General features: G+C 70.5%; 25 protein-coding genes. 17 read left to right on the forward strand and 8 right to left on the reverse strand.

Translation table 11 applies throughout. The features are described 5' to 3' along the window. Positions 1–575: DUF222 domain-containing protein (locus tag ACHAAC_RS14915; RefSeq protein ID WP_435717090.1), on the reverse strand; the 575-nt coding region annotated here is incomplete at its 3' end. 179 nt (positions 576–754) lie between these two features. Here ACHAAC_RS14915 and ACHAAC_RS14920 point away from each other — a divergent pair. Beyond that, the gene (locus tag ACHAAC_RS14920) at positions 755–1,084 is read left to right on the forward strand and encodes a GNAT family N-acetyltransferase (protein ID WP_435717092.1); all 330 of its coding nucleotides are present in this window, start codon (positions 755–757) and stop codon (positions 1,082–1,084) included. An 89-nt stretch (positions 1,085–1,173) separates the two neighbouring features. Here the strand turns inward: ACHAAC_RS14920 and ACHAAC_RS14925 are convergent, their stop codons facing one another. Further along, entirely contained in the window at positions 1,174–2,400 is a 1,227-nt protein-coding gene (locus tag ACHAAC_RS14925) for an MFS transporter (RefSeq protein WP_435717093.1), read from the reverse strand. A 196-nt stretch (positions 2,401–2,596) separates the two neighbouring features. Between ACHAAC_RS14925 and ACHAAC_RS14930 the strand changes: the two genes are divergently transcribed. Beyond that, positions 2,597–3,211: a class I SAM-dependent DNA methyltransferase gene (locus tag ACHAAC_RS14930; protein WP_435717095.1), complete on the forward strand. Its 615-nt coding sequence runs from the start codon at positions 2,597–2,599 to the stop codon at positions 3,209–3,211. A 117-nt stretch (positions 3,212–3,328) separates the two neighbouring features. Here ACHAAC_RS14930 and ACHAAC_RS14935 read toward each other — a convergent pair whose 3' ends face one another. After that, a complete protein-coding gene (locus ACHAAC_RS14935) occupies positions 3,329–3,754 on the reverse strand; it encodes an SRPBCC family protein (protein ID WP_435717244.1) in 426 nt (141 codons plus the stop codon). A 205-nt stretch (positions 3,755–3,959) separates the two neighbouring features. On the opposite strand from ACHAAC_RS14935, the gene ACHAAC_RS14940 reads away from it, so the two are divergent. Then, positions 3,960–4,691, forward strand: coding sequence for a sulfite exporter TauE/SafE family protein (locus ACHAAC_RS14940; protein ID WP_435717097.1), 732 nt, complete (start codon positions 3,960–3,962; stop codon positions 4,689–4,691). A 49-nt stretch (positions 4,692–4,740) separates the two neighbouring features. Here the strand turns inward: ACHAAC_RS14940 and ACHAAC_RS14945 are convergent, their stop codons facing one another. Next, positions 4,741–6,135, reverse strand: a complete 1,395-nt coding sequence (locus ACHAAC_RS14945) for an NAD-dependent succinate-semialdehyde dehydrogenase (RefSeq protein WP_435717098.1) — start codon at positions 6,133–6,135, stop codon at positions 4,741–4,743. A 114-nt stretch (positions 6,136–6,249) separates the two neighbouring features. Between ACHAAC_RS14945 and ACHAAC_RS14950 the strand changes: the two genes are divergently transcribed. Next, complete coding sequence (locus ACHAAC_RS14950) at positions 6,250–6,729, forward strand: SRPBCC family protein (protein ID WP_435717099.1); 480 nt, start codon at positions 6,250–6,252, stop codon at positions 6,727–6,729. Between the two features lie 57 nt (positions 6,730–6,786). Here ACHAAC_RS14950 and ACHAAC_RS14955 read toward each other — a convergent pair whose 3' ends face one another. Next, positions 6,787–7,167 carry a DoxX family protein gene (locus ACHAAC_RS14955; protein WP_435717101.1) on the reverse strand — a complete coding sequence of 127 codons (381 nt, stop codon included), beginning with the start codon at positions 7,165–7,167 and terminating at the stop codon, positions 6,787–6,789. 79 nt (positions 7,168–7,246) lie between these two features. Between ACHAAC_RS14955 and ACHAAC_RS14960 the strand changes: the two genes are divergently transcribed. Beyond that, on the forward strand, positions 7,247–8,119 hold the full coding sequence (locus tag ACHAAC_RS14960) for a sigma-70 family RNA polymerase sigma factor (protein ID WP_435717102.1): 873 nt from the start codon (positions 7,247–7,249) through the stop codon (positions 8,117–8,119). 10 nt (positions 8,120–8,129) lie between these two features. Here the strand turns inward: ACHAAC_RS14960 and ACHAAC_RS14965 are convergent, their stop codons facing one another. Together ACHAAC_RS14965 and ACHAAC_RS14970 are read right to left on the reverse strand one after the other, a co-directional pair. Then, positions 8,130–9,020, reverse strand: coding sequence for a M56 family metallopeptidase (locus tag ACHAAC_RS14965; protein ID WP_435717103.1), 891 nt, complete (start codon positions 9,018–9,020; stop codon positions 8,130–8,132). Next, the gene (locus ACHAAC_RS14970) at positions 9,017–9,427 is read right to left on the reverse strand and encodes a BlaI/MecI/CopY family transcriptional regulator (RefSeq protein WP_435717104.1); all 411 of its coding nucleotides are present in this window, start codon (positions 9,425–9,427) and stop codon (positions 9,017–9,019) included. Before ACHAAC_RS14970 ends, ACHAAC_RS14965 begins: the two co-directional genes overlap by 4 nt. A gap of 101 nt (positions 9,428–9,528) precedes the next feature. Between ACHAAC_RS14970 and ACHAAC_RS14975 the strand changes: the two genes are divergently transcribed. The 9 genes from ACHAAC_RS14975 (at position 9,529) to ACHAAC_RS15015 (ending at position 22,206) form a co-directional block, all read left to right on the forward strand. Beyond that, positions 9,529–10,953 carry a cytochrome ubiquinol oxidase subunit I gene (locus tag ACHAAC_RS14975; RefSeq protein ID WP_435717105.1) on the forward strand — a complete coding sequence of 475 codons (1,425 nt, stop codon included), beginning with the start codon at positions 9,529–9,531 and terminating at the stop codon, positions 10,951–10,953. A 9-nt stretch (positions 10,954–10,962) separates the two neighbouring features. Next, complete coding sequence (cydB, locus tag ACHAAC_RS14980; protein WP_435717106.1) at positions 10,963–11,985, forward strand: cytochrome d ubiquinol oxidase subunit II; 1,023 nt, start codon at positions 10,963–10,965, stop codon at positions 11,983–11,985. Continuing rightward, complete coding sequence (gene cydD, locus ACHAAC_RS14985; RefSeq protein WP_435717108.1) at positions 11,982–13,625, forward strand: thiol reductant ABC exporter subunit CydD; 1,644 nt, start codon at positions 11,982–11,984, stop codon at positions 13,623–13,625. The genes cydB and cydD overlap by 4 nt, the downstream gene beginning before the upstream one ends. Then, the gene (locus ACHAAC_RS14990; RefSeq protein WP_435717109.1) at positions 13,622–13,993 is read left to right on the forward strand and encodes an ATP-binding cassette domain-containing protein; all 372 of its coding nucleotides are present in this window, start codon (positions 13,622–13,624) and stop codon (positions 13,991–13,993) included. Before cydD ends, ACHAAC_RS14990 begins: the two co-directional genes overlap by 4 nt. Continuing rightward, a complete protein-coding gene (cydC, locus tag ACHAAC_RS14995; protein ID WP_435717111.1) occupies positions 13,990–15,600 on the forward strand; it encodes a thiol reductant ABC exporter subunit CydC in 1,611 nt (536 codons plus the stop codon). The genes ACHAAC_RS14990 and cydC overlap by 4 nt, the downstream gene beginning before the upstream one ends. A 9-nt stretch (positions 15,601–15,609) precedes the next feature. Then, on the forward strand, positions 15,610–16,827 hold the full coding sequence (ftsY, locus tag ACHAAC_RS15000; RefSeq protein ID WP_435717113.1) for a signal recognition particle-docking protein FtsY: 1,218 nt from the start codon (positions 15,610–15,612) through the stop codon (positions 16,825–16,827). 78 nt (positions 16,828–16,905) lie between these two features. Beyond that, complete coding sequence (gene ffh / locus ACHAAC_RS15005) at positions 16,906–18,492, forward strand: signal recognition particle protein (protein WP_435717115.1); 1,587 nt, start codon at positions 16,906–16,908, stop codon at positions 18,490–18,492. A gap of 40 nt (positions 18,493–18,532) precedes the next feature. Further along, positions 18,533–20,266: an ABC transporter ATP-binding protein gene (locus ACHAAC_RS15010; protein ID WP_435717116.1), complete on the forward strand. Its 1,734-nt coding sequence runs from the start codon at positions 18,533–18,535 to the stop codon at positions 20,264–20,266. Continuing rightward, positions 20,263–22,206, forward strand: coding sequence for an ABC transporter ATP-binding protein (locus ACHAAC_RS15015; protein ID WP_435717118.1), 1,944 nt, complete (start codon positions 20,263–20,265; stop codon positions 22,204–22,206). The genes ACHAAC_RS15010 and ACHAAC_RS15015 overlap by 4 nt, the downstream gene beginning before the upstream one ends. Positions 22,207–22,320: 114 nt before the next feature. Here the strand turns inward: ACHAAC_RS15015 and ACHAAC_RS15020 are convergent, their stop codons facing one another. After that, positions 22,321–22,851, reverse strand: a complete 531-nt coding sequence (locus ACHAAC_RS15020) for a hypothetical protein (RefSeq protein WP_435717119.1) — start codon at positions 22,849–22,851, stop codon at positions 22,321–22,323. An 86-nt stretch (positions 22,852–22,937) separates the two neighbouring features. Here ACHAAC_RS15020 and ACHAAC_RS15025 point away from each other — a divergent pair, with 86 nt between their 5' ends. The 3 genes from ACHAAC_RS15025 (at position 22,938) to ACHAAC_RS15035 (ending at position 24,687) form a co-directional block, all read left to right on the forward strand. Further along, on the forward strand, positions 22,938–23,708 hold the full coding sequence (locus ACHAAC_RS15025; RefSeq protein ID WP_435717120.1) for a crotonase/enoyl-CoA hydratase family protein: 771 nt from the start codon (positions 22,938–22,940) through the stop codon (positions 23,706–23,708). A 197-nt stretch (positions 23,709–23,905) separates the two neighbouring features. Next, a complete protein-coding gene (gene rpsP / locus ACHAAC_RS15030; RefSeq protein ID WP_435717121.1) occupies positions 23,906–24,430 on the forward strand; it encodes a 30S ribosomal protein S16 in 525 nt (174 codons plus the stop codon). Between the two features lie 2 nt (positions 24,431–24,432). Further along, positions 24,433–24,687 (forward strand): RNA-binding protein, encoded by a 255-nt coding sequence (locus ACHAAC_RS15035; protein ID WP_435717122.1) that lies wholly within the window; start codon positions 24,433–24,435, stop codon positions 24,685–24,687. The last annotated feature ends 2 nt before the right edge of the window (positions 24,688–24,689 follow it).

Below are 24,689 nucleotides of genomic sequence, written 5' to 3' on the forward strand. Positions count from 1 at the left end.
CCATCGCCGGCGTCGGTGACGCGGACGTGGCGGTCGGCCTTGGCGCGCTGGTGGCGTTGGGCGGCGGCGTCGGCCTCGAGTCGTTCGACCTGGCGGGCGAGCCATCGGGAGGTCTGGGTGGGGGTGTGCTCGGCGGCGTAGGTCGCAGTCGGCTCGTCGAGCTCGGTGGGGGAGTCGGGTCGGGTGAGGCGGCGGACCTGGGTGTCGATCTTGGTGAGGTGCCAGCTGCTGATCGAACCGGCCAGGAAGGAGCGCCACACGGCGGGCAGCAGGCCGCGGATGCGGCGTGCCATTGCCAGGCGGGTGCTCGCCACGCCGGGTGCCAGGCTCAGGGTCAGGGAGAGGTCGTGCACGGCGGCCTGCCCGGCACCGGTCGCGAGCCCGGGCGCGATCCGAGCGGCCTCGGCCCGTGCTGAATCCACGAAGTCGAGCATGTCGACCAGCTGTTCGGCCTCCAGCGCATTGATCGCCCGGGCCCGTACTCCGATGCGATCGACCACCGCCGCACCCATCGGGCGAGCGGGTGAGGGCACGTCGAGCGACGTGTCCTCGAAGGTGTACTCCAGCTCGTCCATGAACCCCACACTAGACCCGACCTCCGACACTCTGTTCGATAACCGATCCCGGTCTCAGGACGCTGGTCAGGGGAGTCCAACCGGCTCCACCTTGACGCGGGGCTCCGGCGTGTCTCGTGGCTTGAGTCCACACTGGAGAGACGGTCTGGTTCGATCTACCTCCTTGGCCCTCGACGATCGTGCATGCACCCACGGATAGAGCGGTCGGGCACTGTGGGCTCTGGCTCAAGGAGCTGGACGAGGGCCGCTCCACCGCGGGCTACGCGGTCATTCCTTCTGCTCGCGGTCGCGAACTTGCCACTGACGCGCTCGTGGCGCTCACGGAGTTCGCGTGGAGTGTGCCGGGACTCTTCCGCATCGCCCTGCACATCGAACCGTGGAACGTTCACTCGGCACGAACGGCAGACCGGGCCGGATACGTCCAGGAAGGTCTGCTGCGCAGTCACCAGACGATCGCCGGTCAGCGTCGAGCCTTGCTCCTGTACGCGGCTGCCCGTCCGGCGGAGTAGCCGCCGCCACCCGTCTAGGTATCGACAGGCCGCACGTTGGCCCCTCGTTCCTTATCGCGAGCGGCCATCATCTAATCGCCGCGATGTCGCTATCGGACCCCCTCCGCGCGGTTCATGGTGGTCTCGTTGACCCAGAGGAGTCCGATGAGGGGGAGGGTGGCGATGACGGCTGCGATGGCGAACATGGTCTGCAGGCCGACCAGCTCTGCGACGGCTCCGCCGATCAGCGCTCCCAGGGGGATGGTGCCCCAGGCGAGCAGCCGGTTGACGCTGTTCACCCTCCCGAGGAGGTGGTCAGGAGTGATCCGCTGACGGAAGGAGACGCTGATGACGTTCCAGGCGGACACGGTGGCACCACCGATGAGGAAGGTCGCCACGAGCAGGGGCAGTGTCTCGATGACGCTGGGTGCGGCGATGAAGAGCGCCATGCCCAGGAAGATGGCGGCGAGCAACCTGCCTCGTCCGAGGGCCGCAGCCGCTCTGGCGGTGCCGAGTGCCCCGAGCAGGCTGCCGGCGCCGGCCACCGCCAGGAGCGCCCCGTACTGGACTTCCGAGGCCTGCAGCGTCGAGGAGGGGCCGACGGTGTAGAGGACGAAGGTCGCGAGAAATGCGCTGGTGGCGAGGTTGCAGAGTCCCACCATGAGGGCCATGGAGCGCAACAGGGTGTTCGACCAGACGAAGTGGATCCCGCCGGCCAGCTCGGCCCGCCACGGCGACCGCCCTTGGGAGCGGGGGGCTCGCTCGACGCGCAGCATGAACATCACGATGACCGCGAGCACCCACAGACCCGCCGGACCTGCGACACCGAGGGCCACGGCGCTCGCGACCAGGAATCCGCCGAGCGGAGGCCCGATGAAGGTGTTGGTCGTGACCTCCGCTGCGGTCAGGCGCCCGTTCGCCCGTTCGAGGACCGCACTGTCCACGATGGCCGGAAGAAGGGACTGTGCGGCGGTGTCGTGCACGGTCTCGGCGGTTCCGAGGGCGAACGCCGCCAGGTAGAGCATCCAGATGGACTCGCTTCCGGCGACGATCGCCACGGCCACGATCGCCACGGTGAGGGCTCTCAGCGTGTTGGCGACGATCATCGATCGTCTCCGATCGAGCGTGTCGACGAGCAGCCCAGCAGGCAGGGCGAACAGGAGCCAAGGCAACGTCAGCACGGCGAGGATGCCACTCACGAGGGCGGGGGAGTCGGTCCACCGCACAGCGATCAACGGCGGTGCTGCCTTGACGACACCGTCGGCCAGGTTCGAGCTCGCCGAAGCCGTGAGCAGCACGAGAAAGCGGCTGCCCAGTGGTCCCCCCGAACGACCCATCACTCGAACCTAGCGAACTGGAGCCAGACCACGCTGCGTCATCGAGACAAGCATCTCGGTCGGACGAGGAAGGGCTCTCGTTCGCTCCTGTGAGCGGTGTGGCTCGGCTCGGGCTGACGGGATCGCCGTCGAACAGGGAGCATCTCGTGGACACGGCATCGCCCCTCGAACGGTGAGTCTTGCCTAGGCTCGCGTCATGGAGGCTTCACCGAATGCCCGCACGGTTCAATCGTACGAAGAGATTGCAGCCGACTACGCCCGTGAGACGTCCGGCAGTGGGGTCCTGGCCGAGGCACTGACGCGCCTGGCTGAGGCGGTCCCAGCAGGTCAGGCCCTCGAGATCGGCTCCGGTCCGGGCTGGGATGCCGACCGTCTCGAGGACGCCGGGCTGCCGGTTCGCCGCACCGACATCACCCAGGCGTTCATCGACCTGCAGCGTGCGCGCGGAAAGGACGTCGATCGGCTTGACGCGATCAGCGACGATCTTGGTGGTCCCTACGATGCCGTGGTCATGCTGCACGTCCTCCAGCACGTTGAGCCGAAGGACCTATCCACGGTGCTGCGCAAGGTCGCCGACGCTCTGCGTCCGGGTGCCTGGTTCCTGGTGTCGATACCCCGGGGGGAGGGCGCCAGTTGGGAGGTCGGTGAGTCGGGCAGACGCTACTACCGCGCGCTTCGAACCAAGGCCGAGTTCCTCGACGCGCTGAGTGGGGCGGGGCTCGAGCCGGAGTGGACCGACCAGTCTCCCGGAGATGACGGCTGGCTCGTGGTGATGGCTCAGCAGCGCTGGTCGGGGTCCTCCAACGACTGATGACGCCTGCCGGGCCGTGAACGCACCCGTGCTGGTTGGCATGGCAACCTGTTGGTCAACGGCTGGGCTGTTCAGGTGTCATTCGCCGCTTTCGCGCTGGCGGGGCGACGCCGGCGGTCAGCCCGGTTCTGCGGGTGCGGCGAGGTGGGCGTTGCGGGTGACGATGAGGTCATGCATGTGACGGCGTAGGAGGAGCCGTTCGGTGAGGTCCCCGATGGGTCCGAGTGGGGCGTCGAAGTCGATGCGGTCGGTCATCACCGTTCCGTTGTCGGTGGCATCGAAGACGTGCTCGTGGCGAAAGCGTCGGAACGGCCCTCGCACCTGTTCATCGACGAACCTTCGGCCGGGCTGGAGCTCGGTCACTTTCGCGGTCATGGTCCACCAGATCCCGAAGTGGCGTGCTCGCCACGTGACCTCTTCGCCGAGCGCGAGGCTGCCTGAGGTCACTCCGTCGCCGAGGGCTGACTCTTTCGAGCCTTCCATGGAGGACAGGTGCAGCTCAACGCTCAGAGAGCGCTCCATGAGCTCGGTGGGGGAGAGCATTGAGCGGGTCGTGATCTCGAGGTGCACCGTCACTCGGCCATCTTCGCGCGTTCCCGTGTCTGGCGCGAGGACGAGGGTCGCCCGGGCAGTCCGATCAGGCACACCATCGTGCGATCCGCGTCGAAGCACCGTGATCGGATCGGCATGAACGTCTCATCCGGGTACGGCTAGCCTCCTAGCACTGTCGTCTTCTGGAGGTCGCCCTATGGCAGTGGCCTTGGCCGTGCTTGCGGTCGTCGTCGGCGTGCTCATCGGCATGGTGGGTGTCGGAGGCGTCCTGCTCCCGCCGGGTCTCGTCGCGCTCGGCTCCCTGAGCGCCAACGAGGCCACGGCGACGAGCACGTGGGCCTTCGTCTTCACCGGTGTGGTCGGCACGGTCGCCTACGCCTGGCGTGGGGTCGTGCCGTGGGGAATGCTCGCGCGACTCACCCTTGGTGTCGTGCCTGCAGCATTCCTCGGCGCGCTCGTCAACGCGCAGCTGCCCGCGTCCGTCGTGCTCCTCGGTCTCGCGATGCTGACGCTGTTCGTGGGTGTGCACCAGCTGCTTCCACGGACCGCTCGAGAGGTGCGCGACGAGCCGGGTACGTGGGTGTTGATCCTGATCGGTGTCTTCGTCGGGTTCGGCTCCGCGCTCACCGGGACCGGAGGGCCGGTCCTGCTGGTGCCGGTGCTGCTGGCGTTCGGGGTGGGGCCGTTGCGAGCGATCGCGGTGAGCCAGGCGGTGCAGCTGCCCGTCGTCGTCTCCGGCTCGATCGGCTACCTGCAGACGGGGCTGGTCGACCTACGCCTCGGCGCGATTCTCGGCTGTCTCGCCGCGCTCGGCGTCGTGGCCGGTGCGGTGGTGGCCACCCGCATCCAGCCCGAGGGGCTGAGGCGGATCGTGGCGGTGGCGTGCATCGCGGCGGGGGTGTTCCTCGTCGTTCGCGCGGCCTTCTGAGGGCGGGGGACTGGCCTTCCCTTCCCCCGGCACCCCCATTCGAGGTGGCCTACTCGGACGAGCCCGGTGCGGCCACGACCACGGACTTGATGTTGACCCACTCCTTCAGGCCCTCCGGGCCGTGCTCGCGGCCGTAGCCCGACGCCTTGACGCCACCGAACGGCATGTTCGGCTTGGCGATGTCGAAGGTGTTGATGTAGACCATGCCGGTGTCGAAGTGCTTCGCTGCCAGCTCGCGGGCCCGCTCGGTGTCCCGGCTGAAGATGCCACCACCGAGGCCGAACCGGCTGTCGTTGGCCAGACGCATGGCGTCCTCGTCGTCGGTGGCGCGGATGATCGAGGCCACCGGGCCGAACAGCTCGTCGTCGTAGGCGGGTTGTCCGGGCGCAACGTCGACGAGGACCGTGGCCGGGTAGAACCAGCCGGTGCGATCGGGGATCTCGCCGCCGACCAGCACGCGGGCGCCCTTCGACACGCTCTGCTCCACCTGCTGGTGGACCTCGTCACGCTGGGTGCGCGTCACGAGTGGTCCGAGGTGGGTCCCGTCCTCGCTGGGGTCGCCCATCCGGACGGCCGCAAAGCGATCGCGGTAGCCCTGCACGAACGCGTCGTAGTTCGCCTCGGTGACGATGAAGCGCTTCGCGTTCACGCAGGTCTCGCCGTTGTTGTACAGGCGTCCCGCGACGCAGGCCTCCACGGCGACGTCGAGGTCTGCGTCGTCGAGCACCACGTACGCGTCGTTGGACCCGAGCTCGAGGACCGACTTCTTCGCCACCGACGCGGCCTTGGCGCCGACGACCTGGCCCGCGCCGTTGCTGCCGGTGAGCGTGACTCCCCGAACGTCGTCGTTCTCGATGATCGTGTCCGACTGGTCGTGGTCGATGACGAGCACGCCGAACAGCCCCTGGGGCAGTCCCGCACGCTCGAACACGTCGCGCAGGAACAGGCCGCTCCCCGTGCAGCTCTCGGCGTGCTTCAGCAGCACGCCGTTGCCGGCCATCAGGCTGGCGATCGAGTAGCGGACGGCCTGGTAGGCGGGGAAGTTCCAGGGCTGGATCCCGTAGATCAGGCCCATGGGCGCGTGCGTGACCAGGCCCTCGGCACCGGGCAGATCACGCGTCTGGTCGGCGAGGACCTGCGGGCCCTGCTCGGCGGTGTAGTCGCAGATCGCGGCGCACAGCTCGACCTCGTCCTCACCGTCGCCGACCAGCTTGCCGACCTCGCGCGACATGAGCCGCGCGAACTCCTCCTTCGAGGCGCGCAGCTCCTGACCGATCCGGCCGATGACCTCGGCACGTTCCTGCAGGCTGCGCAGGCGCCAGTCGAGGAAGGCGGCCTGGCTCGCGTCGACGACCGCCGTCGCCTCTGCGTCGGACATGTAGGCGTAGGTCTCGATGACGTCCTCGGTGAAGGGGTCGATCGTCGGGAACTGTCGGTCTGACATGTCTGCCTCCGGTGCCGTGGGTGGGCTCGTGACGTCCTCCAGTCCACGCTAACCACGCCACCAAGGAGCGCACGTCTCCGCAGGGCGGGGCGACTCCTCTGCCACGATGAAGCCATGGAACACACGCCTCGGACGTACTCGGACAGCATCGTCATCGCGGCCGACCCGGACACGGTGTACGCGGTGGTCTCGGACGTGACCCGCACCGGCGAGTGGTCGCCGATCTGCCAGGAGTGCTGGTGGGACGAGGGCGACGGGCCTCGAGTCGGGGCGCACTTCACCGGTCGCAACGTGCTTCCGGATCGCACCTGGGAGACGCGCTCCCAGGTCATCGCAGCGGAACCGAGGCGGCGATTCGCCTGGTCGGTCGGGCCCGGGCGAGTGCAGTGGGGATACGTGCTCGAGCCTGTCGGCCCCGATGGCTCCTCGACTCAGCTCACGGAGACGTGGGAGTTCACGGCGGCCGGGCAGTCCTACTTCCACGAGCGCTTCGGCGACGATGCTCCAGGCGAGATCGAGAACCGGACCCAGCTCGCCCGGGAAGGCATCCCCGCCACTCTCGCGGCCATCAAGGGCGTCATCGAGTCGGACTGAGAAGTCAGCCGCCGCAGTGTGCCGAGGCGGCAGGTCCGCCGTTGTGGCTGGTGCTCGTCAGAACGGATGCAGCTCGAAGCGCCCCCAGGCGAGGAACGCGAGCAGGCCCAGGTAGAAGAGGTCGCCGGGCAGGTACCTCCACTCCTTGCGACGAAAGCGCGTGGTCGCGGCGCCGGCCATCACCAGCATCAGGCAGCACGCAGCGATCGGCACGAGGACCGGAGCGTTGTCGAGCGCGCCTGGCAGGATCAGGCCGGCGCACCCGAGGAGCTTGATCACCGCGATCGTCGTGATCTGGCCCGGCTCGAAGTCGTCGACCCAGTGCTGGCTCGCTCCGAGGGACCGGTACGTCTCCTTCGTCATCAGGATCTGGCTCGAGGCGCCGGCGGTGAAGGCGACGGCGATGAATGCGGCGATGATCCAGAGAGTGATGTTCACGGCTGCTCCTGCGTGGTTACCTCAGCCCCTGCGGGCTCGTCATACTCATGACGGACCACCGCGGCGAAAGGTAACTTCGATGGCCGACGAGCTCTCCTTGGTCGAGGTCTTCCAGGCGCACCGCGAGCGCTTGACCGCGATCGCGACACGTGTGCTCGGGTCGCGCGCCGACGCCGAGGACGCCGTGCAGGAGACCTGGGTGCGCCTGTCCCGGCAGGACGTCGCCGCGATCGACAACGTCGCGGGCTGGTTGACGACCGTCGTGGGACGCATCTGCATCGATGCGCTGCGCTCGCGAAGTGCCAAGGCCGAGACGTCCTACGGCGACGTGTTCGCCGACGTCGTGGTGACGGAGGACGACGTGACGCCCGAGGCCAGCGCGGAGCTGACGGACTCGGTCGGTGTGGCGTTGCTGGTCGTGCTGGGCTCCCTGCGCCCGGACGAGCGACTGGCGTTCGTGCTGCACGACGTCTTCGCCGTGACCTTCGCCGAGATCGCCGAGATCCTCGGCAGGTCCGCGGACGCCTCCAAGATGCTCGCCAGCCGTGCCCGTCAGAAGGTTCAGGGGGTGCCCCGCCCGACCGGCGGGCACCAGGAGCAGGGCGCCGTCGTCGACGCCTTCCTCGCTGCGGCACGTGACGGCGACTTCGAGGCTCTGCTGGACGTGTTGCACCCGGACCTGACGTGGCAGCTGCACACCCCGCACGGGATACGGGTGGAGACCGGGGCTGCCGGCGTTGTCGACGCGGTGCGTCGCGGAGACAGGACGAAGGTCGTCGCTCGACGCGTGCTGGTCAACGGCGAGCCCGGCATCCTGGCCTGGGTCAGCGGCAAGCCGGTCAGCGTGATGGCCTGCACCGTGCAGGACGGTCGGATGATCGGGATCGTCTCCTTGCTGCACCCGGCCCGCCTGGCGCCGATGCACCTGCCTGGCCCCGAGCCGGCTTCCTAGGGAACGCCCGTCAACCGCCGAGGAGCACGTCGATCGCGTGGACCATCCACGGGACCGCGAGCGCGACCGTCGGGACGACGAGCACGACGGCCGAGATGGCGAGGGCCGAGGCTGTCGCCCACCACGTGGTGCGATCCGGCTGGCCCAGGCGCTCCAGCCGCACGAGCGCCTCCCCGCCGGCGCCGAGCGCCCCCGACGGGGTGCGGCTGCCGGCCAGGGCGACGATGGCGCGGGCCAGGGGAGGACCGCCCGTGATGCGGCGGGCGGCGTCGTCGGCCATCAGCTCCACGAGCACCTGGCTCTGCCGCAGTGGGGCGTCGGTCCGCAGGACGCGGGGGTAGGCGCGGTGCAGCACGCCGAACGCCTCGAGGACGAGGTCGTGCCGGGTCCGGACGTGGGCCCGCTCGTGCTCGAGCACGGCCTGCAGCGAGTCGTCGTCGAGGGCGTCGAGGGTTCCCTGGGAGACGACGACCCGTGAGTCCTTGTGGCTGGGGATGCAGTAGGCCACGGGCGTCTCGGCCGCCATGATGCGCACGGCCGGCAGGGCGCCGTGCGGCTGGCTCAGCAGGTCGACGAGCTCGCGGTGCCGGGCTCGGCGTCGGGCCGTCTCGCGCCACACCATCCAGGCCGCCCACCAGAAGCGCGCCCACACCAGGACGCCGACGGCGAGCACCGCCGCGTGGGCGGCGATGTGCCACGGGCTCGGCTCGGTGTCGCTCACCAGCCACAGCGCCGTGGACAACCCTGCGCCAGACATCGCGAGGATGGCTGCGAGCGCCAGGGACTGCCACATGACGATGCCGGCCGCGGGGGAGAGCAGCGGCCACCGTGCTCGGGCGAGCAGCGCCGGGACGGGCAGTGCCAGCGCGATGCCGATGAGTCCGAGCGCGACGGGGGTCATGACCCGGGGTGGTGACCTGGGGGGCGACCCTCGATCTCCTCGAGAGCGGCGCGCAGGGCGGCCGCCTCGTCGGCGCCCACGCTGCGGGCAAAGTGCACGAGGGCGGACGTGCGGTCGCCCCCGGCCTCGTCGAGCGCGGCGTTGAGGACCTCGGCGGTCGCCTGCTCACGCGTCTGGGCCGGCAGGTACCGGAAGGCACGCCCATCGCGCTCGCGCACCACCATCTCCTTGCCGCCGAGCCGATCGAGCACCGTCATGACGGTCGTGTAGGCGAGCTCGCCGGCCAGGGCGTCGAGCACGTTGCGCACCGACAGGGGTGCGTGGGCCTCCCACAGGACGTTCATCACGGCGCGCTCGAGGTCCCCGAGCCTGGGGGTCGAGTGCCTGGGCGTGGAGCTCTTGGTCATGGAACCAATCTACTACGTGATGTAGGACTCGGTGGCATTGACCGTCGGCATCTCCTACACTCGGTAGTAGATACTACTTCAGGTAGTAGAAGGAGCGTCCGATGGAAGCACTCGACCTCGCCCGGTGGCAGTTCGGCATCACGACCGTCTACCACTTCTTCTTCGTGCCGGTCACGATCGGGCTCGCCTTCGGCGTCGCGGGGCTGCAGACCGCGTGGCACCGCACGGGCAAGGAGAAGTACCTGCGGCTCACCCGCTGCTTCGGCAAGCTCTTCCTGATCAACTTCGCGCTCGGGCTCGTGACCGGCATCGTGCAGGAGTTCCAGTTCGGGATGAACTGGAGCGACTACTCCCGCTTCGTCGGTGACGTCTTCGGAGCCCCGCTCGCCATCGAGGGCCTGCTCGCCTTCTTCCTGGAGTCGACGTTCCTGGGCCTGTGGATCTTCGGCTGGGACCGGCTCAAGCCGTCCCTGCACCTGGCGTCCATCTGGCTGGCGGCGATCGGCACCGCGCTCTCGGCGTACTTCATCCTCGCCGCCAACTCCTTCATGCAGAACCCCGTCGGCTACCGGATGAACACCGAGTCCGGGCGCGCCGAGCTCACAGACTTCTGGGCCGTCCTCACCAACGACGTCGTGCTCGTGACGTTCCCGCACACGATGTTCGCGTGCTTCATGGTGGGCGGCGCATTCATCGCAGGCATCTCGATGTGGCACCTGCTGAGGCGCCCGGACGCTCCCGCTGAGGACACCGACGCCTTTCGTACCTCCACCCGGCTGGGCGCGGTCGTCCTGCTGGTCGCGGGCCTCGGCACCATGATCAGCGGCGACTTCCAGGGCAAGGTCATGACCGAGGTCCAGCCGATGAAGATGGCCGCGGCAGAGGGACTCTACGAGGACGCCCGGCCGGCCCCCTTCTCGCTCCTCACGGTGGGAACCCTGGACGGCAGCGAGCCGATCATGGAGGTGAAGGTCCCCCACCTGCTCTCCTACCTCGGCACCGGCACGTGGGACGGCGAGGTGCGCGGCATCGACTCGCTGCAGGCCGAGTACACCGAGCTCTACGGCCCGGGCGACTACTCGCCGAACATCCCCATCACGTACTGGACCTTCCGGATGATGATCACCGCCGGCGGCCTGGCGATGCTCGGCGGCGCCTGGATGCTGTGGGCCACCCGGCGAGGGCGGGTCCCGTCGCTGCAGGCGCGCGGCGGACGGTGGCTGCTGCGCACGGCACTCGTGCTGCCGCTGCTGCCGCTCGCGGCCAACTCCTTCGGGTGGATCTTCACCGAGATGGGCCGCCAGCCGTGGGTCGTCTTCGGCCTGCTGCCGACCTCTGCGGGGGTCTCGCCCGGTACCACGACGGCCGAGGTCGCGACCACCCTCATCGGCTTCACGGCCATCTACGGCGCGCTCGCCGTGGTGGAGGTGCGCCTGCTCATCACCTACGTCCGCAAGGGCCTGCCCGATGCCGACCCGCCCGAGATCCCCGACGACGCCGACGCCCCGTTGGCGTACGCCTACTAGGAGCACGCCATGGAGCTCACGACTGTCTGGTTCATCGCCATCGCCGTCCTGTGGACGGGCTACCTCGTGCTGGAGGGGTTCGACTTCGGCGTCGGCATGCTCACCCGCGTCCTGGCGCGCGACGAGAAGGAGCGCCGGGTCCTCATCAACACGATCGGACCGGTGTGGGACGGCAACGAGGTGTGGCTGATCACCGCCGCAGGTGCGATGTTCGCCGCCTTCCCGGAGTGGTACGCCACGCTGTTCAGCGGGTTCTACCTGCCGCTGTTCCTCATCCTGATCGCCCTCATCGTGCGGGCCGTCGGCCTGGAGTATCGCGTCAAGCGGCCCGAGGTCGCCTGGAAGCAGCGCTGGGACCGTGCCATCTGGATCGGTTCCCTCGTCCCGGCGCTGCTGTGGGGTGTGGCGCTGGCGAGCATGGTGCGGGGCGTGCCGATCGACGCCGACAAGGAGTTCGTCGGCAGCCTGCTCGACCTGCTGCACCCCTACGCCCTGCTGGGCGGCGCCACGACGCTGACGGTGTTCCTCGTGCACGGCGCCGTCTTCGTCGGCCTCAAGACGGTGGGCGACATCAGGGTCCGCAGCCGGGTCCTGGCGTTGCGCGCCGGTGTGCCGGCCGCCCTGATCGTCACCGGGTTCATCACCTGGACCGCAGCGCGCGACGGCGAGCCGCTGGTGTGGGCGGCAGGCGCCACCGCCGCGGTGGCGTTCGTCATGGGCTTGGTGTGCGTATGGTTCCGGCGCGAGGGCTGGGCGTTCACGGGCACGGCGCTGTCGATCGCGGCCGTCACGGTCATGCTCTTCGGGGCCCTGTTCCCCGACGTCATGGTCTCCTCGCTCGACCCGGCGTGGAGCCTCACGACGCAGAACGCGTCGTCCACGGACTACACGCTGACGATCATGTCGTGGGCCGGCGTGATCTTCCTGCCCGTCGTCATCGGCTACCAGGCCTGGTCCTACTGGGTGTTCCGCAAGCGCATCGGGACGCACCACATCCCCGATGACGTGCTGGTCGAGTCGGGGCGACGATGAGACCCCTCGACCCGCGCCTGCTGCGCCGCTCCCGCGCCGTGCGCGCCTTCCTGCTCGCCTGCGTCCTGCTGGGCGTGGCGACGGCCGGCCTCCTCGTGGCGCAGGCCTGGCTGGTGGCGGTGGTCGTGGCCGGGTTGTTCTCCCAGACGCCGGTCGTCACCGCGACGCTCCTGCTCGGTGGCGTGGTGGCTGCACGAGGCCTGCTGTCCTGGGGGGCCTCGGTGACCTCGGCCCGTGCCGCCGTCGCCGTGCGGACCGGCCTGCGGCACGACCTGCTCGACCGCCTCCTGGACCCTCGGCGGGTGGGGCAGGCGCCGCAGAGCTCACGGTTCAGCGCACTGCTCGGTGACGGACTGGAGAAGCTGGACGGCTACGTCGCCCGTTTCCTGCCCCAGCTGGCGCTCGTCGGCATCGTGCCCGTCGTCGTCGTGGCGGCCCTCGCCGTCGTGGACGTGCTCTCGGCCGTCATCGTCGTGCTGACGGTGCCGCTCGTCGTCGTCTTCCTGGTCCTCGTCGGACTGGTGACGCGCGACCGGCTGGATCGTCGCTGGGGCGAGCTCGGCCGGCTCGGACGGCACTTCTCCGACGTGCTCGACGGCATCGTGGTGCTGAAGGTCTTCGGCCGCGACCAGGAGCGTGGGCTGCGGGAGACGGGGGAACGGCATCGTCGGGCGACCCTGGAGTCGCTGCGCACGGCCTTCCTCTCCTCGTTGGTGCTCGAGCTCTTCTCGACGCTGTCGGTGGCCATCGTCGCGGTGACGACCGGCCTACGGCTCGTGCAGGGCGACCTCTCGCTGCAGACGGGGCTCTTCGTGCTGGTGCTGGCCCCCGAGGCCTACCTGCCGCTTCGACGACTCGGCGCCAGCTTCCACGACAGCGTCGACGGCGCCACGGCGGCCCAGGAGGCCCTGAACCTGCTCGAGGGCGGCCGGACCAGCGGCTGGGGTCCGGTGCCCGTGGGCGCTGACATCGTGCTGGACCGTCTCGAGGTGCTCCACCCCGGACGCACACGACCCTCGCTCCGCGTGCAGGAGGAGGTCATCCGGCCCGGTGAGTTCGTGGCCGTCACCGGGGCGTCGGGTGCGGGCAAGTCGACGCTGCTGGACGTCCTGCTCGGCTTCGTGCTCCCGACGAGCGGGCACGTACGGATCGGGGCGTGGGAGCTGGACCAGATCGACGTCGAGGCGTGGCGGCGCGGCATCGCGTGGGTCCCGCAGCGCCCCGGCCTGCTGGCCGGCACCATCGCGGACAACGTGCTGCTGGGGGACCCGGAGGCCGACGACGAGGCCGTCCGCGCGGCGCTGGCCGACGCCGGGGCGAGCGACCTCGCGCCGGGTCGAGTCGTCGACGAGGCGGGGAGCAGCCTGTCGGCGGGGGAGCGGCGACGCGTCGGCATCGCGCGGGCGCTGCTGCGGGTCCGGACGGGACGTGCGCACCTGCTGCTCCTCGATGAACCCACCGCCGGCCTCGACGCCCGCCGGGAGAGCGCCGTGCTGGGCGTCCTGTGCGGGCTCGACGTCACGGTGGTGGTGGTCTCCCACCGGCCGGAGGCCGTGCACGTTGCCGAGCGGGAGATCCGGCTCGCGGTCCCGGTGCTCGACCTCCCGGTGCTCGATGTTCCTGGGGAGGTGCCCGCATGACACGCCGGCTGCTCCTGGGCGCAGGGCTCGCGGCGGGTGCCCAGGTGAGCTCCCTCGCGCCGGGTCGAGTCGTCGACGAGGCGGGGAGCAGCCTGTCGGCGGGGGAGCGGCGACGCGTCGGCATCGCGCGGGCGCTGCTGCGGGTCCGGACGGGACGTGCGCACCTGCTGCTCCTCGATGAACCCACCGCCGGCCTCGACGCCCGCCGGGAGAGCGCCGTGCTGGGCGTCCTGTGCGGGCTCGACGTCACGGTGGTGGTGGTCTCCCACCGGCCGGAGGCCGTGCACGTTGCCGAGCGGGAGATCCGGCTCGCGGTCCCGGTGCTCGACCTCCCGGTGCTCGATGTTCCTGGGGAGGTGCCCGCATGACACGCCGGCTGCTCCTGGGCGCAGGGCTCGCGGCGGGTGCCCAGGTGAGCTCCCTCGCGCTGCTGCTGACCTCGGGCTGGCTCGTGGTCCGGGCGGCGGAGCAGCCCCCGGTGCTCTACCTTCTCGTGGCCGTGACGTCGGTACGCATGTTTGGCGTGACCCGCGCGGTGCTGCGCTACGCCGAGCGGCTCGTCACCCACGACGTCGCCCTGGAGCGCGCGATCCGGACGCGGGTCGCGGCGTACCGCTCGCTGGACCGTGCGGCGCCGGCGGGCCTCGCCGGGGCACGCCACGGGGACGTCGTGCAGCGCGTCGTGCACGACGTGGAGCGGACCCAGGACCGGCTGCTGCGGGTGCAGCTCCCGTGGGTCTCCGGGTCGGCCACGGCGATCGTCGTGGTGGGGGTGACGTCGTGGCTGCTGCCCGTGGTGGGCCTGGTCCTCGCCGTGCAGTGCCTGGTGGTCGCGCTGGTGGTGCGCTGGCTCGTGCCGCGGCTCGTGCGTCGTGTCGCGAGCCCCACGACGCTCGCCGCGGGCGTCACGGAGCTGGCCCGGGTGGCCCCGGACCTGCTGGCCTACGGCACGTCCCGCGGGCGGGCCGAGCAGGCACACGGGGCCATCGACGGCATCGCCCGGCGCAGCAGGCACGATGCCTGGACGCAGGGCGCCGGCACGGTCGTGGTCCTCCTGGGCACCGCCGCGAGCCTGGTCGTGGTCGTCCTGCTGGCGGCGGCCTCCGACGTCCCGGCGCCGGTGCTGGGCGTGCTCGTGCTCGCGCCCATCGGGCTGGCCGAGGTGCTGGAGAACCTCGTCGAGGCGGAGCGTCACCGGCCGGCCGTCGAGGACGCGGAGCAGCGCCTGGCCGCACTCGACCAGCTCGACGCGCCCGTCGTGGAGCCCGCCCGACCCGCGCAGCCACCCACGCAGACCGACCTCGTGCTCGAGGACCTGGCGGTCGGCTGGGGCGGTGAGCCCGTGGCGACGAACCTGCGGGCGCGGGTCCCGAGCGGTGGGGTCCTGCTGGTCACCGGGCCGAGCGGGGCCGGCAAGAGCACGCTCGCCGCCACCCTCACCCGGCTCCTCGAGCCCGTCGCGGGTCGGGTCCTGCTCGGCGGCACCGACCTGAGGGCGATGGCTGGGGTCGACGTCCGTCGACGCGTCGGGCTCCTCGGCCAGGACGAGCCGGTCTTCGACACCACGCTCCGCGAGAACCTGCGGATCGCCGATCCCGCCGCGACCGAGGCCGAGGTCCGGTCGGCGCTGGGGCGGGCGGGTCTGCTCACCCTGGTCGACTCCCTGCCCGACGGGCTGGACACGTCCGTCGGTGAGGGCGGTTCCCGCCTCTCCGGGGGAGAGCGTCAGCGCCTCGCCCTCGCCCGGATGCTGCTGGCCGACCACGACGTCCTCGTCCTCGACGAGCCCACGGAGCACCTCGACGAGCCCACGGCGAGCGCACTGCTGGAGGACCTGGCGGCACTGGTGCCGTCGCACTCGCTCGTGGTCATCACCCACCAACCCTCCGTCGTGGCGCACTTCGCCGGAGCGCGGCGCCTGCCCATCGGCGAGCCGTCGGGGCACCTCCTCGCGAGCCCGCCGCCGGGTGCCTAGGGTGGTCGGGTGACCACCGAGCTCCTCGTCGCCCTCATCGCCCTCGCCGTCGTCGTCCTGGGAGGCGGTGGTGCCCTGCTCGTGCGACGCAGCGGCCGGGCCGAGCTCCCGCCGCCCGGCGAGCTCGACGAGATCACCGAGGAATACCTCGACCATCCGGAGGACCCCGAGCCCCAGCTGGACTCCGAGGGCGAGGAGCCACCGTTCGAGGAGACCCCCGCGGACGAGCGGGACGGGGCTGACAAGGACGGGGCTGACGAGGACGGGGACCCTCGCCCGGCCGGCACCACGACGCTCGAGCGGCCGGAGGCGCCCCGGGGACGCCTCGTCCGCCTGCGCGGCCGCCTGGCGCGTTCCAACTCCTCGCTCGGCCGGGGCCTGCTCGCGGTCATCGGTCGAGCCGACCTCGACGACGCCGCGTGGGAGGAGCTCGAGGACACCCTGCTCGCCGCCGACGTGGGGGTGGGGCCCACCACCGAGCTGGTCGAGAGCCTGCGCACGCGGGTGCGCGTCGAGGGCATCGACGACCCCGAGCGTGCCAAGGCCGCGCTCCGCGAGGAGCTGGTGGCACTCGTCGGTCCGTCGATGGACCGCACGCTCAGGGCCACCGGTGACGCCGGCAAGCCCGGCGTCGTGCTCGTCGTGGGCGTGAACGGCACCGGCAAGACCACCACCGTCGGCCGGCTGGCGCGGGTCCTCGTGGCCGAGGACCGATCCGTCGTGCTCGGGGCCGCGGACACGTTCCGGGCCGCGGCCGCCGACCAGCTCCAGACCTGGGGCGAGCGCGTCGGCGTGCCCACGGTGCGCGGACCCGAGGGCGGCGACCCTGCGAGCGTCGGATTCGAGGCCGTCCAGCGTGGCGTCAGCGAGGGCCTGGACACCGTCCTGGTGGACACCGCCGGGCGCCTGCACACCAAGGCTGGGCTCATGGACGAGCTCGGCAAGGTCAAGCGCGTCGCGGAGAAGCAGGCGCCGATCACCGAGGTGCTGCTCGTCATCGACGCGACCACGGGACAGAACGGTCTGCGCCAGGCCCAGGTCTTCGCCGAGGTCGTCGACGTCACCGGTGTCGTCCTGACCAAGCTCGACGGCACCGCCAAGGGCGGCATCGTCGTCGCGGTGCAGCGAGAGCTGGGCGTCCCGGTGAAGTTCGTCGGGCTCGGCGAGGGTGCCGACGACCTGGCCCCGTTCGACGCTGACGAGTTCGTCGACGCGCTCCTGGCCTGATCCACCGGGCCCGGCTGCTTCGCCGCCCGGCTAGGGTGGACACGCCCATCCGACGACTGCCCCGGAGTACCTTTCCGCATGTTCGACAGCCTGCAAGACCGACTTCAGTCGGCGTTCAAGAACCTGCGCGGCAAGGGCCGGCTCAGCGAGGCCGACATCGACGCGACGGCCCGCGAGATCCGGCTCGCGCTGCTCGACGCCGACGTCGCCGTCCCCGTCGTTCGTGCCTTCGTCGGCCGGATCAAGGACCGCGCTGCCGGTGTCGAGGTCAGTGGCGCCCTCAACCCGGCCCAGCAGGTCATCAAGATCGTCAACGAGGAGCTCATCGGCATCCTCGGTGGCGAGACCCGTCGTGTCCGCTTCGCCAAGAACCCGCCGACCGTCATCATGCTCGCCGGCCTGCAGGGCGCGGGCAAGACGACGCTGGCCGGCAAGCTCGCGCACTGGCTGAAGGAGGAGGGCAACAGCCCGATGCTGGTGGCCGCCGACCTCCAGCGCCCCAACGCCGTCACGCAGCTGCAGGTGGTCGGTGACCGCGCCGGCGTCACCGTCTTCGCTCCCGAGCCCGGCAACACCAGCGGCGTCGAGGAGGGCACCTTCGGCGATCCCGTCGCGGTCGCCCGCAACGCCGTGGCCGAGGCGCGCCGCACGCTGCACGACGTCGTCATCGTGGACACCGCCGGCCGGCTGGGCATCGACGAGGTGCTCATGCAGCAGGCCTCGGACATCCGTGACGCGGTCGATCCGGACGAGGTCCTCTTCGTCATCGACGCGATGATCGGCCAGGACGCCGTGCAGGTGGCCGAGGCGTTCGCCGAGGGTGTCGACTTCACCGGCGTCGTGCTGACCAAGCTCGACGGCGACGCGCGCGGCGGTGCTGCGCTCAGCGTCCGAGAGGTGACCGGTCGTCCGATCATGTTCGCCTCCACCGGTGAGCAGCTGAAGGACTTCGAGGTCTTCCACCCCGACCGGATGGCCTCGCGCATCCTCGACATGGGCGACATGCTCACCCTGATCGAGCAGGCCGAGAAGGTCTACGACACCGAGCAGGCCGAGGCCGACGCCGCACGCCTCATGGGTGGGCAGTTCACGCTGGCGGACTTCCTGCAGCAGATGGAAGCCATGGCCAAGATGGGCTCGATGTCCAAGCTCATGGGCATGCTTCCGGGCATGGGTCAGTACAAGGAGCAGCTGGCCAACTTCGACGAGCGCGAGGTCGACAAGATCAAGGCGATGATCCTGTCGATGACGCCCACCGAGCGGGACAACCCCAAGGTGATCGACGGATCGCGGCGCAAGCGCATCAGTGCCGGCTCCGGCACCACGGTCCAGGGCGTCAACCAGCTCATCACCCGGTTCTTCGACGCCAGCAAGATGATGCAGCAGATGGCCAAGAGCGGCGGCATGCCCGGCGCGGGTGGCATGCCCGGCATGCCCGGGATGCCCGGCGGCGCCGGCAAGCGGGCCGGCGCCCGGCAGAAGCCCCAGCCCAAGAAGAAGAAGGGCCGCAAGGGCTCGGGCAACCCGGCCAAGCGCGCCCAGCAGGAGCGCGAGGCCGCCGAGGCGCGCGCGTCGGGCGGGCAGGCCGCCGGCGCCGGGGCGTTCGGCTTCGAGGAGAAGGCCGACGACTTCGAGCTCCCCAAGGAGCTCCGGGACCTGCTCTGAGCCTCGTCGGTCGTTGCGCAACGCAACGTAGCCTGTCCTGGTGCTGATCCCGCTCCTGCGGCGACACCTGGCGCCCTATCGGGGGGCGCTCGCTCTCGTCGTGCTCTTCCAGCTGGCGCAGAGCGTCGCGAGTCTCTACCTTCCTGGCCTGAACGCCGACATCATCGATGACGGCGTCGTCAAGGGCGACGTCGCCCTGATCTGGCGGACCGGTGGCGTCATGGTGCTCGTGACGCTGGTGCAGGCGATCTGCACGATCGTCGCGGTCTACATCGGGGCCAAGGTCGCGATGTCGCTCGGCCGGGACCTGCGTGCCCGCGTCTTCGACGCCGTCGAGGGCTTCGCCGCCCAGGAGCTGGCCCACTTCGGGGCACCGACGCTCATCACCCGCGCCACCAACGACGTCCAGCAGGTCCAGCTGCTGACCTTCCTCGGGCTGACGTTCCTCGTGACCTCCCCGATCATGGCCGTGGGCGGCGTGGTCATGGCGTTGCGCCAGGACGTGACGCTCTCCGGGCTCATCGTGCTCGTGCTGCCGGTGCTCGTCGTGAGCGTCGGGTTCATCGTGCGCGCCCTGCGTCCGCTGTTCCGGTCCATGCAGGAGCGCATCGACGACCTCAACGACGTCATGCGCGAGCAGATCCAGGGCATCCGGGTCATCCGCGCGTTCGTCACCGAGCAGCGCGAGATGGACCGGTTCGACCGCGCCAACCAGGCCTACGTCGACGTCGCCGTCGCAGCCGGGAAGGTGATGGCCCTGATGTTCCCCACGGTCATGCTGATCATGAACGTCTCCGTGGTGCTGGCCACCGGCCTGGGGGGCTACTTCGTGGGCACGGGCGACCTGCAGGTCGGCACGCTCACCGCCTTCCAGAACTATCTCGTCCTCATCCTGATGTCGGTGATGATGGCGACCTTCCTGCTGATGATCTGGCCCCGGGCCGAGGTGGCGGCCGAGCGCATCACCGAGGTCGTGCGCACCGAGCCCAGCATCAGCCGCCCTCTCGACGCCGACGACGCACCGATCGCCCGCGGCGTCGTGGAGATCCGCGACGCGACGTTCGCCTACCCGGGGGCAGAGGAGGACGTTCTGCACGGCGTCGACCTCCTGGCCGAGCCGGGTGGGACCACGGCCGTCATCGGTTCCACGGGCAGTGGCAAGAGCACGCTGCTCAGCCTCGTGCCGAGACTGTTCGACGTCACGGGGGGCGATGTCCTTCTGGACGGCCGTGACGTCCGGTCCATGGCGCCGGAGACGGTCTGGCAGGCGGTCGGGCTGGTGCCGCAGAACGCGTTCCTGTTCTCCGGCACGGTGGCCTCCAACCTGCGGTACGGACGCCCGGACGCGACTGACGGCGAGCTGTGGGAGGCCCTGGAGGTCGCCCAGGCCCGGGACGTCGTCGAGACGCTGCCGGAGGGACTGGACGCCCCGGTCTCGCAGGGCGGGGTGAACTTCTCCGGCGGACAGCGCCAGCGCCTCGCGATCGCGCGGGCCGTGGTGAAGCGGCCTCTGGTCTACCTGTTCGACGACTCCTTCTCCGCACTCGACTACGCCACCGACGCGGCCCTGCGCTCCGCGCTGCGGCCGATCACCCGCGACGCCGCGGTCATCACCGTCGCGCAGCGGGTCGCCACCATCCGTCACGCCGATCGCATCCTCGTGCTCGAGGCGGGCGAGATCGTCGGCACCGGGACCCACGCGGAGCTGATGGACGCGTGCGAGGTCTACCGCGAGATCGTCCTCTCCCAGCTGAGCGAGGAGGAGGCTCGATGAGCGCGCGCGGACCCGCGGCCGCCATGGCGCCACCGCAGGCACCGAGTGACTTCCGCGGAACGCTGCGCCGCATCACGCACCGATTGCTGCGTGACCGGGTGGCGGTCTGGACGATCCTCGTCCTCGGCATCGTGGGCACGGCGCTGTCCGTCGCCGGGCCTCGCATCCTCGGAGTCGCGACCGACATCGTGTTCCGCGGCTACCTCTCCTCGCGTCTGCCCGAGGGCGCCTCGCAGGAGGAGGTCGTGGCCGGGCTGCGCGCGGACGGCCAGGACCGGATGGCCGACGTCGTGGCCGGAGCGGACGTCACGCCCGGCGCGGGCATGGACTACTCCGCCCTCGTCCTGGTGCTCCTGGGCGCCGTGGCGCTCTACGTGGTCGGCTCGGCGTTCATGCTGTGGCAGGGACGCCTGACCACCTTCGTCGTGCAGCGCATGGTCGGCGGACTGCGCACCGACGTGGAGGCGACGTTGCACCGGCTGCCGTTGTCCTTCGTCGATGGCGAGGAGCGCGGGGAGCTCATGTCGCGGACCACCAACGACATCGACAACATCGGGCAGTCGATGCAGCAGACGATCAGCCAGCTGGTCACGTCCCTGCTCATGGTCCTCGGCACGCTCGCCATGATGGTCTGGATCTCGCCGGTCCTCGCCCTGGTGGCGGTGGTGACGATCCCGGTCGCGTTCGTGCTGACGAAGGCCGTCATGAAGCGGTCACAGCCGCAGTTCATGGCGCAGTGGGGAGCGACAGGTCGACTCAACGGCCATGTCGAGGAGGTCTTCACCGGTCACGAGATCGTCAAGGTCTTCGGACGTCAGGCCGACGTGCGCGAGGAGTTCGAGCGCCGCAACCACGCACTGTTCACGGCGGCCTTCAAGGCGCAGTTCATCTCCGGCATCGTCCAGCCGCTGATGATGCTCGTCTCCAACCTCAACTACGTCGCCGTCGCCGTCCTCGGCTCGGTCAGGGTGGCCTCGGGCAGCCTGACGATCGGCGAGGTGCAGGCGTTCATCCAGTACTCCCGGCAGTTCACCCAGCCACTGACGCAGATCGCGTCCATGGTCACGCTGTTGCAGTCGGGTCTCGCCTCGGCCGAACGCGTGCTCGCGCTGCTCGACCAGCCGGAGCAGTCGCCGGACCCGATCGATCCGCCACGACCCGGCGACGTCCGCGGCCGGGTGGCGTTCGAGAGCGTGAGCTTCTCCTACACGCAAGCGCCGCTCATCGAGGGTCTCGACCTCGCGGCGGAGCCCGGCTCCACCGTCGCGATCGTCGGGCCCACCGGCGCTGGCAAGACCACGCTCGTCAACCTGCTGCTGAGGTTCTACGAGCTCGACGGCGGACGCATCACCCTCGACGGCGTCGACGTCGCCACGATGAGCCGGGCCGACCTTCGCGGGTGCTTCGGCGTCGTGCTGCAGGATGCGTGGCTCTTCAAGGGCACCATCAGCGAGAACATCGCCTACGGCTCCGACCACGAGCTGACGACGACCGGGTCCGGCGACGATGCCGACGGGCCTCCGGCGTCGGTGGTGCGCGCCGCCGAGGCTGCGCTCGTCGACCACCTCGTCCGCACGCTGCCCGACGGCTACGACACCCTCGTGGAGGAGGGCGGCTCAGGCGTCAGCGCCGGCCAACGGCAGCTGCTGACGATCGCCCGCGCCTTCCACGCCGACCCGCCGATCCTCGTCCTGGACGAGGCGACGAGCTCGGTCGACACCCGCACCGAGGCCCTGGTGCAGGAGGCCATGGCCGGACTGCGACGCGGACGGACGTCGTTCGTCATCGCGCACCGGTTGTCGACGATCCGTGAGGCCGACCTCATCGTGGTCATGGATGCCGGTCGGATCGTCGAGCAGGGCACCCACGAGAGCCTCTTGGCCGCCGGGGGGACGTACGCCCGGCTCTACGCCGCCCAGTTCGCCGGCGCCACCACCTGAGGCTCCAGAGCCTCGAGCACTCGATCGCCGCGGCCAAGAAGGCGCTCAACGTCGGAAGCCCTCCAGGTGATTCAAGAATGCGTCGTTGCGACGCGTTCGTGGTGACGCACGGCGTCACGAACTGCGGGTGCCCGGGATTGGGGCCTCGGCCAGGCGGGCGAAGTTGAGCAGCTGGCGGCGCGCCATCACCAGGTCGCCGACGGACAGCAGCGGCGCCGTCCACCGCGGTCCACCGGCCACGACCTTCAGCAGCAGCCGGGTACGGGCACCGTCGGCGACCAGCACGTAGGACATGCCGGCTCCGACGACCCGTCCGGTGAGGTGGTGGCCCGGTTCGACCGCCAGCACTCTTCCCACCGGCCTGCCGGCTGCGCGAGAGAAGTGTTCGCCCACCGCCGGGTCGGGTAGTCCCTGCAGCGTTGCGGGGGAGCGTCGGCCGAGGTTGTCGAGCCAGTCGTAGGAGTACGGCGCCAGCTGGACCTGGGCCACCCAGGGCCACACCTGCTCGGGCGACGCATGCACTGTCACCCCCCGCCAGGCCTGCACGGTCGGCCGCCGCACCAGGTCGTCGCACGGATACGGACGCGCCACCTCGGCGTCGGTGACACCCCACCGGTCGGCGATCATCGCGCGGTCCCCATCCATCCAGCCTACGACCGCGAAGTGGGCAGGGGTGCTTCGAACGCAGCGGTCGGCACCCGGCGGAACGCGTCGCATGCTTGGCTGGGGCCATGAGTCACGTGCACTACGACGTCGACGACGACGTCGTCACCATCACGCTCGACCGGCCGGACGTCCGCAACGCGGTGGACGGACCCATGGCGGCCGAGCTGCGGGAGGCATTCGAGTCCTTCGAGGCCGACGACACCCTGTCCGTGGCCGTCCTGCACGGGGCCGGCGGGACGTTCTGCGCAGGGGCGGACCTCTCCGCCGTGTCCGACCCGGCGCGTCGTCACGAGCTCGACCCCGACGGCGGGGGAGCCGGGCCGATGGGGCCCACGCGGCTCGAGCCGAGCAAGCCGGTGATCGCGGCGATCGCGGGTCACGCCGTGGCAGGTGGGCTGGAGCTGGCGCTGACGGCCGACCTCAGGGTCGTCGAGGAGGACGCCGTCCTCGGCGTGTTCTGCCGCCGCTGGGGCGTGCCCCTCATCGACGGCGGCACGGTGCGGCTGCCTCGCATCGTGGGGCAGGGGCACGCCCTGGACATGATCCTGACCGGCCGCCCCGTCGGTGCGCACGAGGCACAGCAGATGGGACTGGCGAACCGGGTCGTGCCGATCGGGGACTCCCTCGCGGTCGCGCACGCGCTCGCCGAGCAGCTCGCGGCGTTCCCCCAGCAGTGCCTGCGGGTCGACCGTGCCTCTGCGCTCTCCCAGTGGGACCACTCCCTGCGCGAGGCGCTTCGGGCGGAGGGGAGAGCGGGCGTCCCGGTCGTCGCGGCGGAAGGTGCGGGAGGCGCCGAGCGCTTCGTCGCGGGAGCCGGACGGCACGGCTCCTTCTGACCTGTCGCCACGACGGCCAGGTGATCACGGCGCCGGGTTGGAGGGAACGGTCGCCCTCTGGCACAATGGCGCATTGCGTCCGGAGCCCGTGAGGACCCTCTCACCCACACGCGCCCGGCCCAGCGACTCAGCCCGTTCCGTGTCCCCACGCGGAGCGGAGCGTCATCACCAACGAGCACCAAGGAGACACCACACTCGTGGCCGTCAAGATTCGCCTCAAGCGGATGGGCAAGATCCGCACCCCGTTCTACCGCATCGTCATCGCCGACTCGCGCACCAAGCGCGACGGTCGCGTGATCGAGGAGATCGGCACGTACAACCCCAAGACCGAGCCGTCGACGATCCACGTCGTCTCCGAGCGCGCCCAGTACTGGCTCGGCGTCGGCGCCCAGCCGACCGAGGCCGTCGCGGCGCTGCTGAAGATCACCGGCGACATCGGTGGCACCTCCACCCTGAGGCAGCCCGAGGCCAAGACTCCCAAGGCCGAGCTCTTCGACGCCGCCCTGAAGGAGATCCACGCCGAGCCCAAGGCGGCGGCCACCACCAAGAAGGCCAAGAAGGCCGACAAGGTGGAGGAGCCGAAGGCTGAGGAGCCCAAGGCCGAGAAGGCTGAGGAGCCCAAGGCCGAGAAGGCTGAGGAGCCCAAGGCCGAGAAGGCTGAGGAGCCCAAGGCTGAGGAGTCCAAGGCTGAGGAGCCGAAGGCCGACGAGGCCAAGGCCTGACGGTGTCGTCCCAGACGCAGGACGTCATCGAGCACCTCGTCTCCGGCATCGTCGACAACCCCGACGAGGTCGACGTCCGCACCAAGCAGACGCGCCGCGGCGATCTCTACGAGGTGCGCGTCAATCCCGGTGACCTCGGCAAGGTCATCGGGCGCCAGGGCCGCACGGCCACGGCGATCCGCACGGTTGCCAGTGCCATCGCCGGCACCACCGAGCCGGCGCGGATCGACTTCGTCGACGTCGACCGCCAGCGCTGAGA

The organism is Aeromicrobium sp. CF4.19, assembly GCF_051262555.1.
Classification (GTDB): Bacteria; Actinomycetota; Actinomycetes; order Propionibacteriales; family Nocardioidaceae; genus Aeromicrobium.

Excerpts from the sequence above, each read along its gene's own strand:
- ACHAAC_RS14930 (WP_435717095.1), top strand. The coding sequence starts at position 2,597 with ATGGAGGCTTCACCGAATGCCCGCACGGTTCAATCGTACGAAGAGATT.
- ACHAAC_RS15015 (WP_435717118.1), top strand. The coding sequence starts at position 20,263 with ATGAGCGCGCGCGGACCCGCGGCCGCCATGGCGCCACCGCAGGCACCG.
- ACHAAC_RS14950 (WP_435717099.1), top strand. The coding sequence starts at position 6,250 with ATGGAACACACGCCTCGGACGTACTCGGACAGCATCGTCATCGCGGCC.
- ACHAAC_RS14945 (WP_435717098.1), bottom strand. The coding sequence starts at position 6,135 with ATGTCAGACCGACAGTTCCCGACGATCGACCCCTTCACCGAGGACGTC.
- cydB (WP_435717106.1), top strand. The coding sequence starts at position 10,963 with ATGGAGCTCACGACTGTCTGGTTCATCGCCATCGCCGTCCTGTGGACG.
- ACHAAC_RS14935 (WP_435717244.1), bottom strand. The coding sequence starts at position 3,754 with ATGCTCTCCCCCACCGAGCTCATGGAGCGCTCTCTGAGCGTTGAGCTG.
- ffh (WP_435717115.1), top strand. The coding sequence starts at position 16,906 with ATGTTCGACAGCCTGCAAGACCGACTTCAGTCGGCGTTCAAGAACCTG.
- ACHAAC_RS14965 (WP_435717103.1), bottom strand. The coding sequence starts at position 9,020 with ATGACCCCCGTCGCGCTCGGACTCATCGGCATCGCGCTGGCACTGCCC.
- ACHAAC_RS14960 (WP_435717102.1), top strand. The coding sequence starts at position 7,247 with ATGGCCGACGAGCTCTCCTTGGTCGAGGTCTTCCAGGCGCACCGCGAG.
- ACHAAC_RS15020 (WP_435717119.1), bottom strand. The coding sequence starts at position 22,851 with ATGGATGGGGACCGCGCGATGATCGCCGACCGGTGGGGTGTCACCGAC.
- ACHAAC_RS15025 (WP_435717120.1), top strand. The coding sequence starts at position 22,938 with ATGAGTCACGTGCACTACGACGTCGACGACGACGTCGTCACCATCACG.
- ACHAAC_RS14940 (WP_435717097.1), top strand. The coding sequence starts at position 3,960 with ATGGCAGTGGCCTTGGCCGTGCTTGCGGTCGTCGTCGGCGTGCTCATC.
- ACHAAC_RS14990 (WP_435717109.1), top strand. The coding sequence starts at position 13,622 with ATGACACGCCGGCTGCTCCTGGGCGCAGGGCTCGCGGCGGGTGCCCAG.
- ACHAAC_RS14925 (WP_435717093.1), bottom strand. The coding sequence starts at position 2,400 with ATGGGTCGTTCGGGGGGACCACTGGGCAGCCGCTTTCTCGTGCTGCTC.
- ACHAAC_RS14975 (WP_435717105.1), top strand. The coding sequence starts at position 9,529 with ATGGAAGCACTCGACCTCGCCCGGTGGCAGTTCGGCATCACGACCGTC.
- ACHAAC_RS14970 (WP_435717104.1), bottom strand. The coding sequence starts at position 9,427 with ATGACCAAGAGCTCCACGCCCAGGCACTCGACCCCCAGGCTCGGGGAC.
- cydC (WP_435717111.1), top strand. The coding sequence starts at position 13,990 with ATGACACGCCGGCTGCTCCTGGGCGCAGGGCTCGCGGCGGGTGCCCAG.
- cydD (WP_435717108.1), top strand. The coding sequence starts at position 11,982 with ATGAGACCCCTCGACCCGCGCCTGCTGCGCCGCTCCCGCGCCGTGCGC.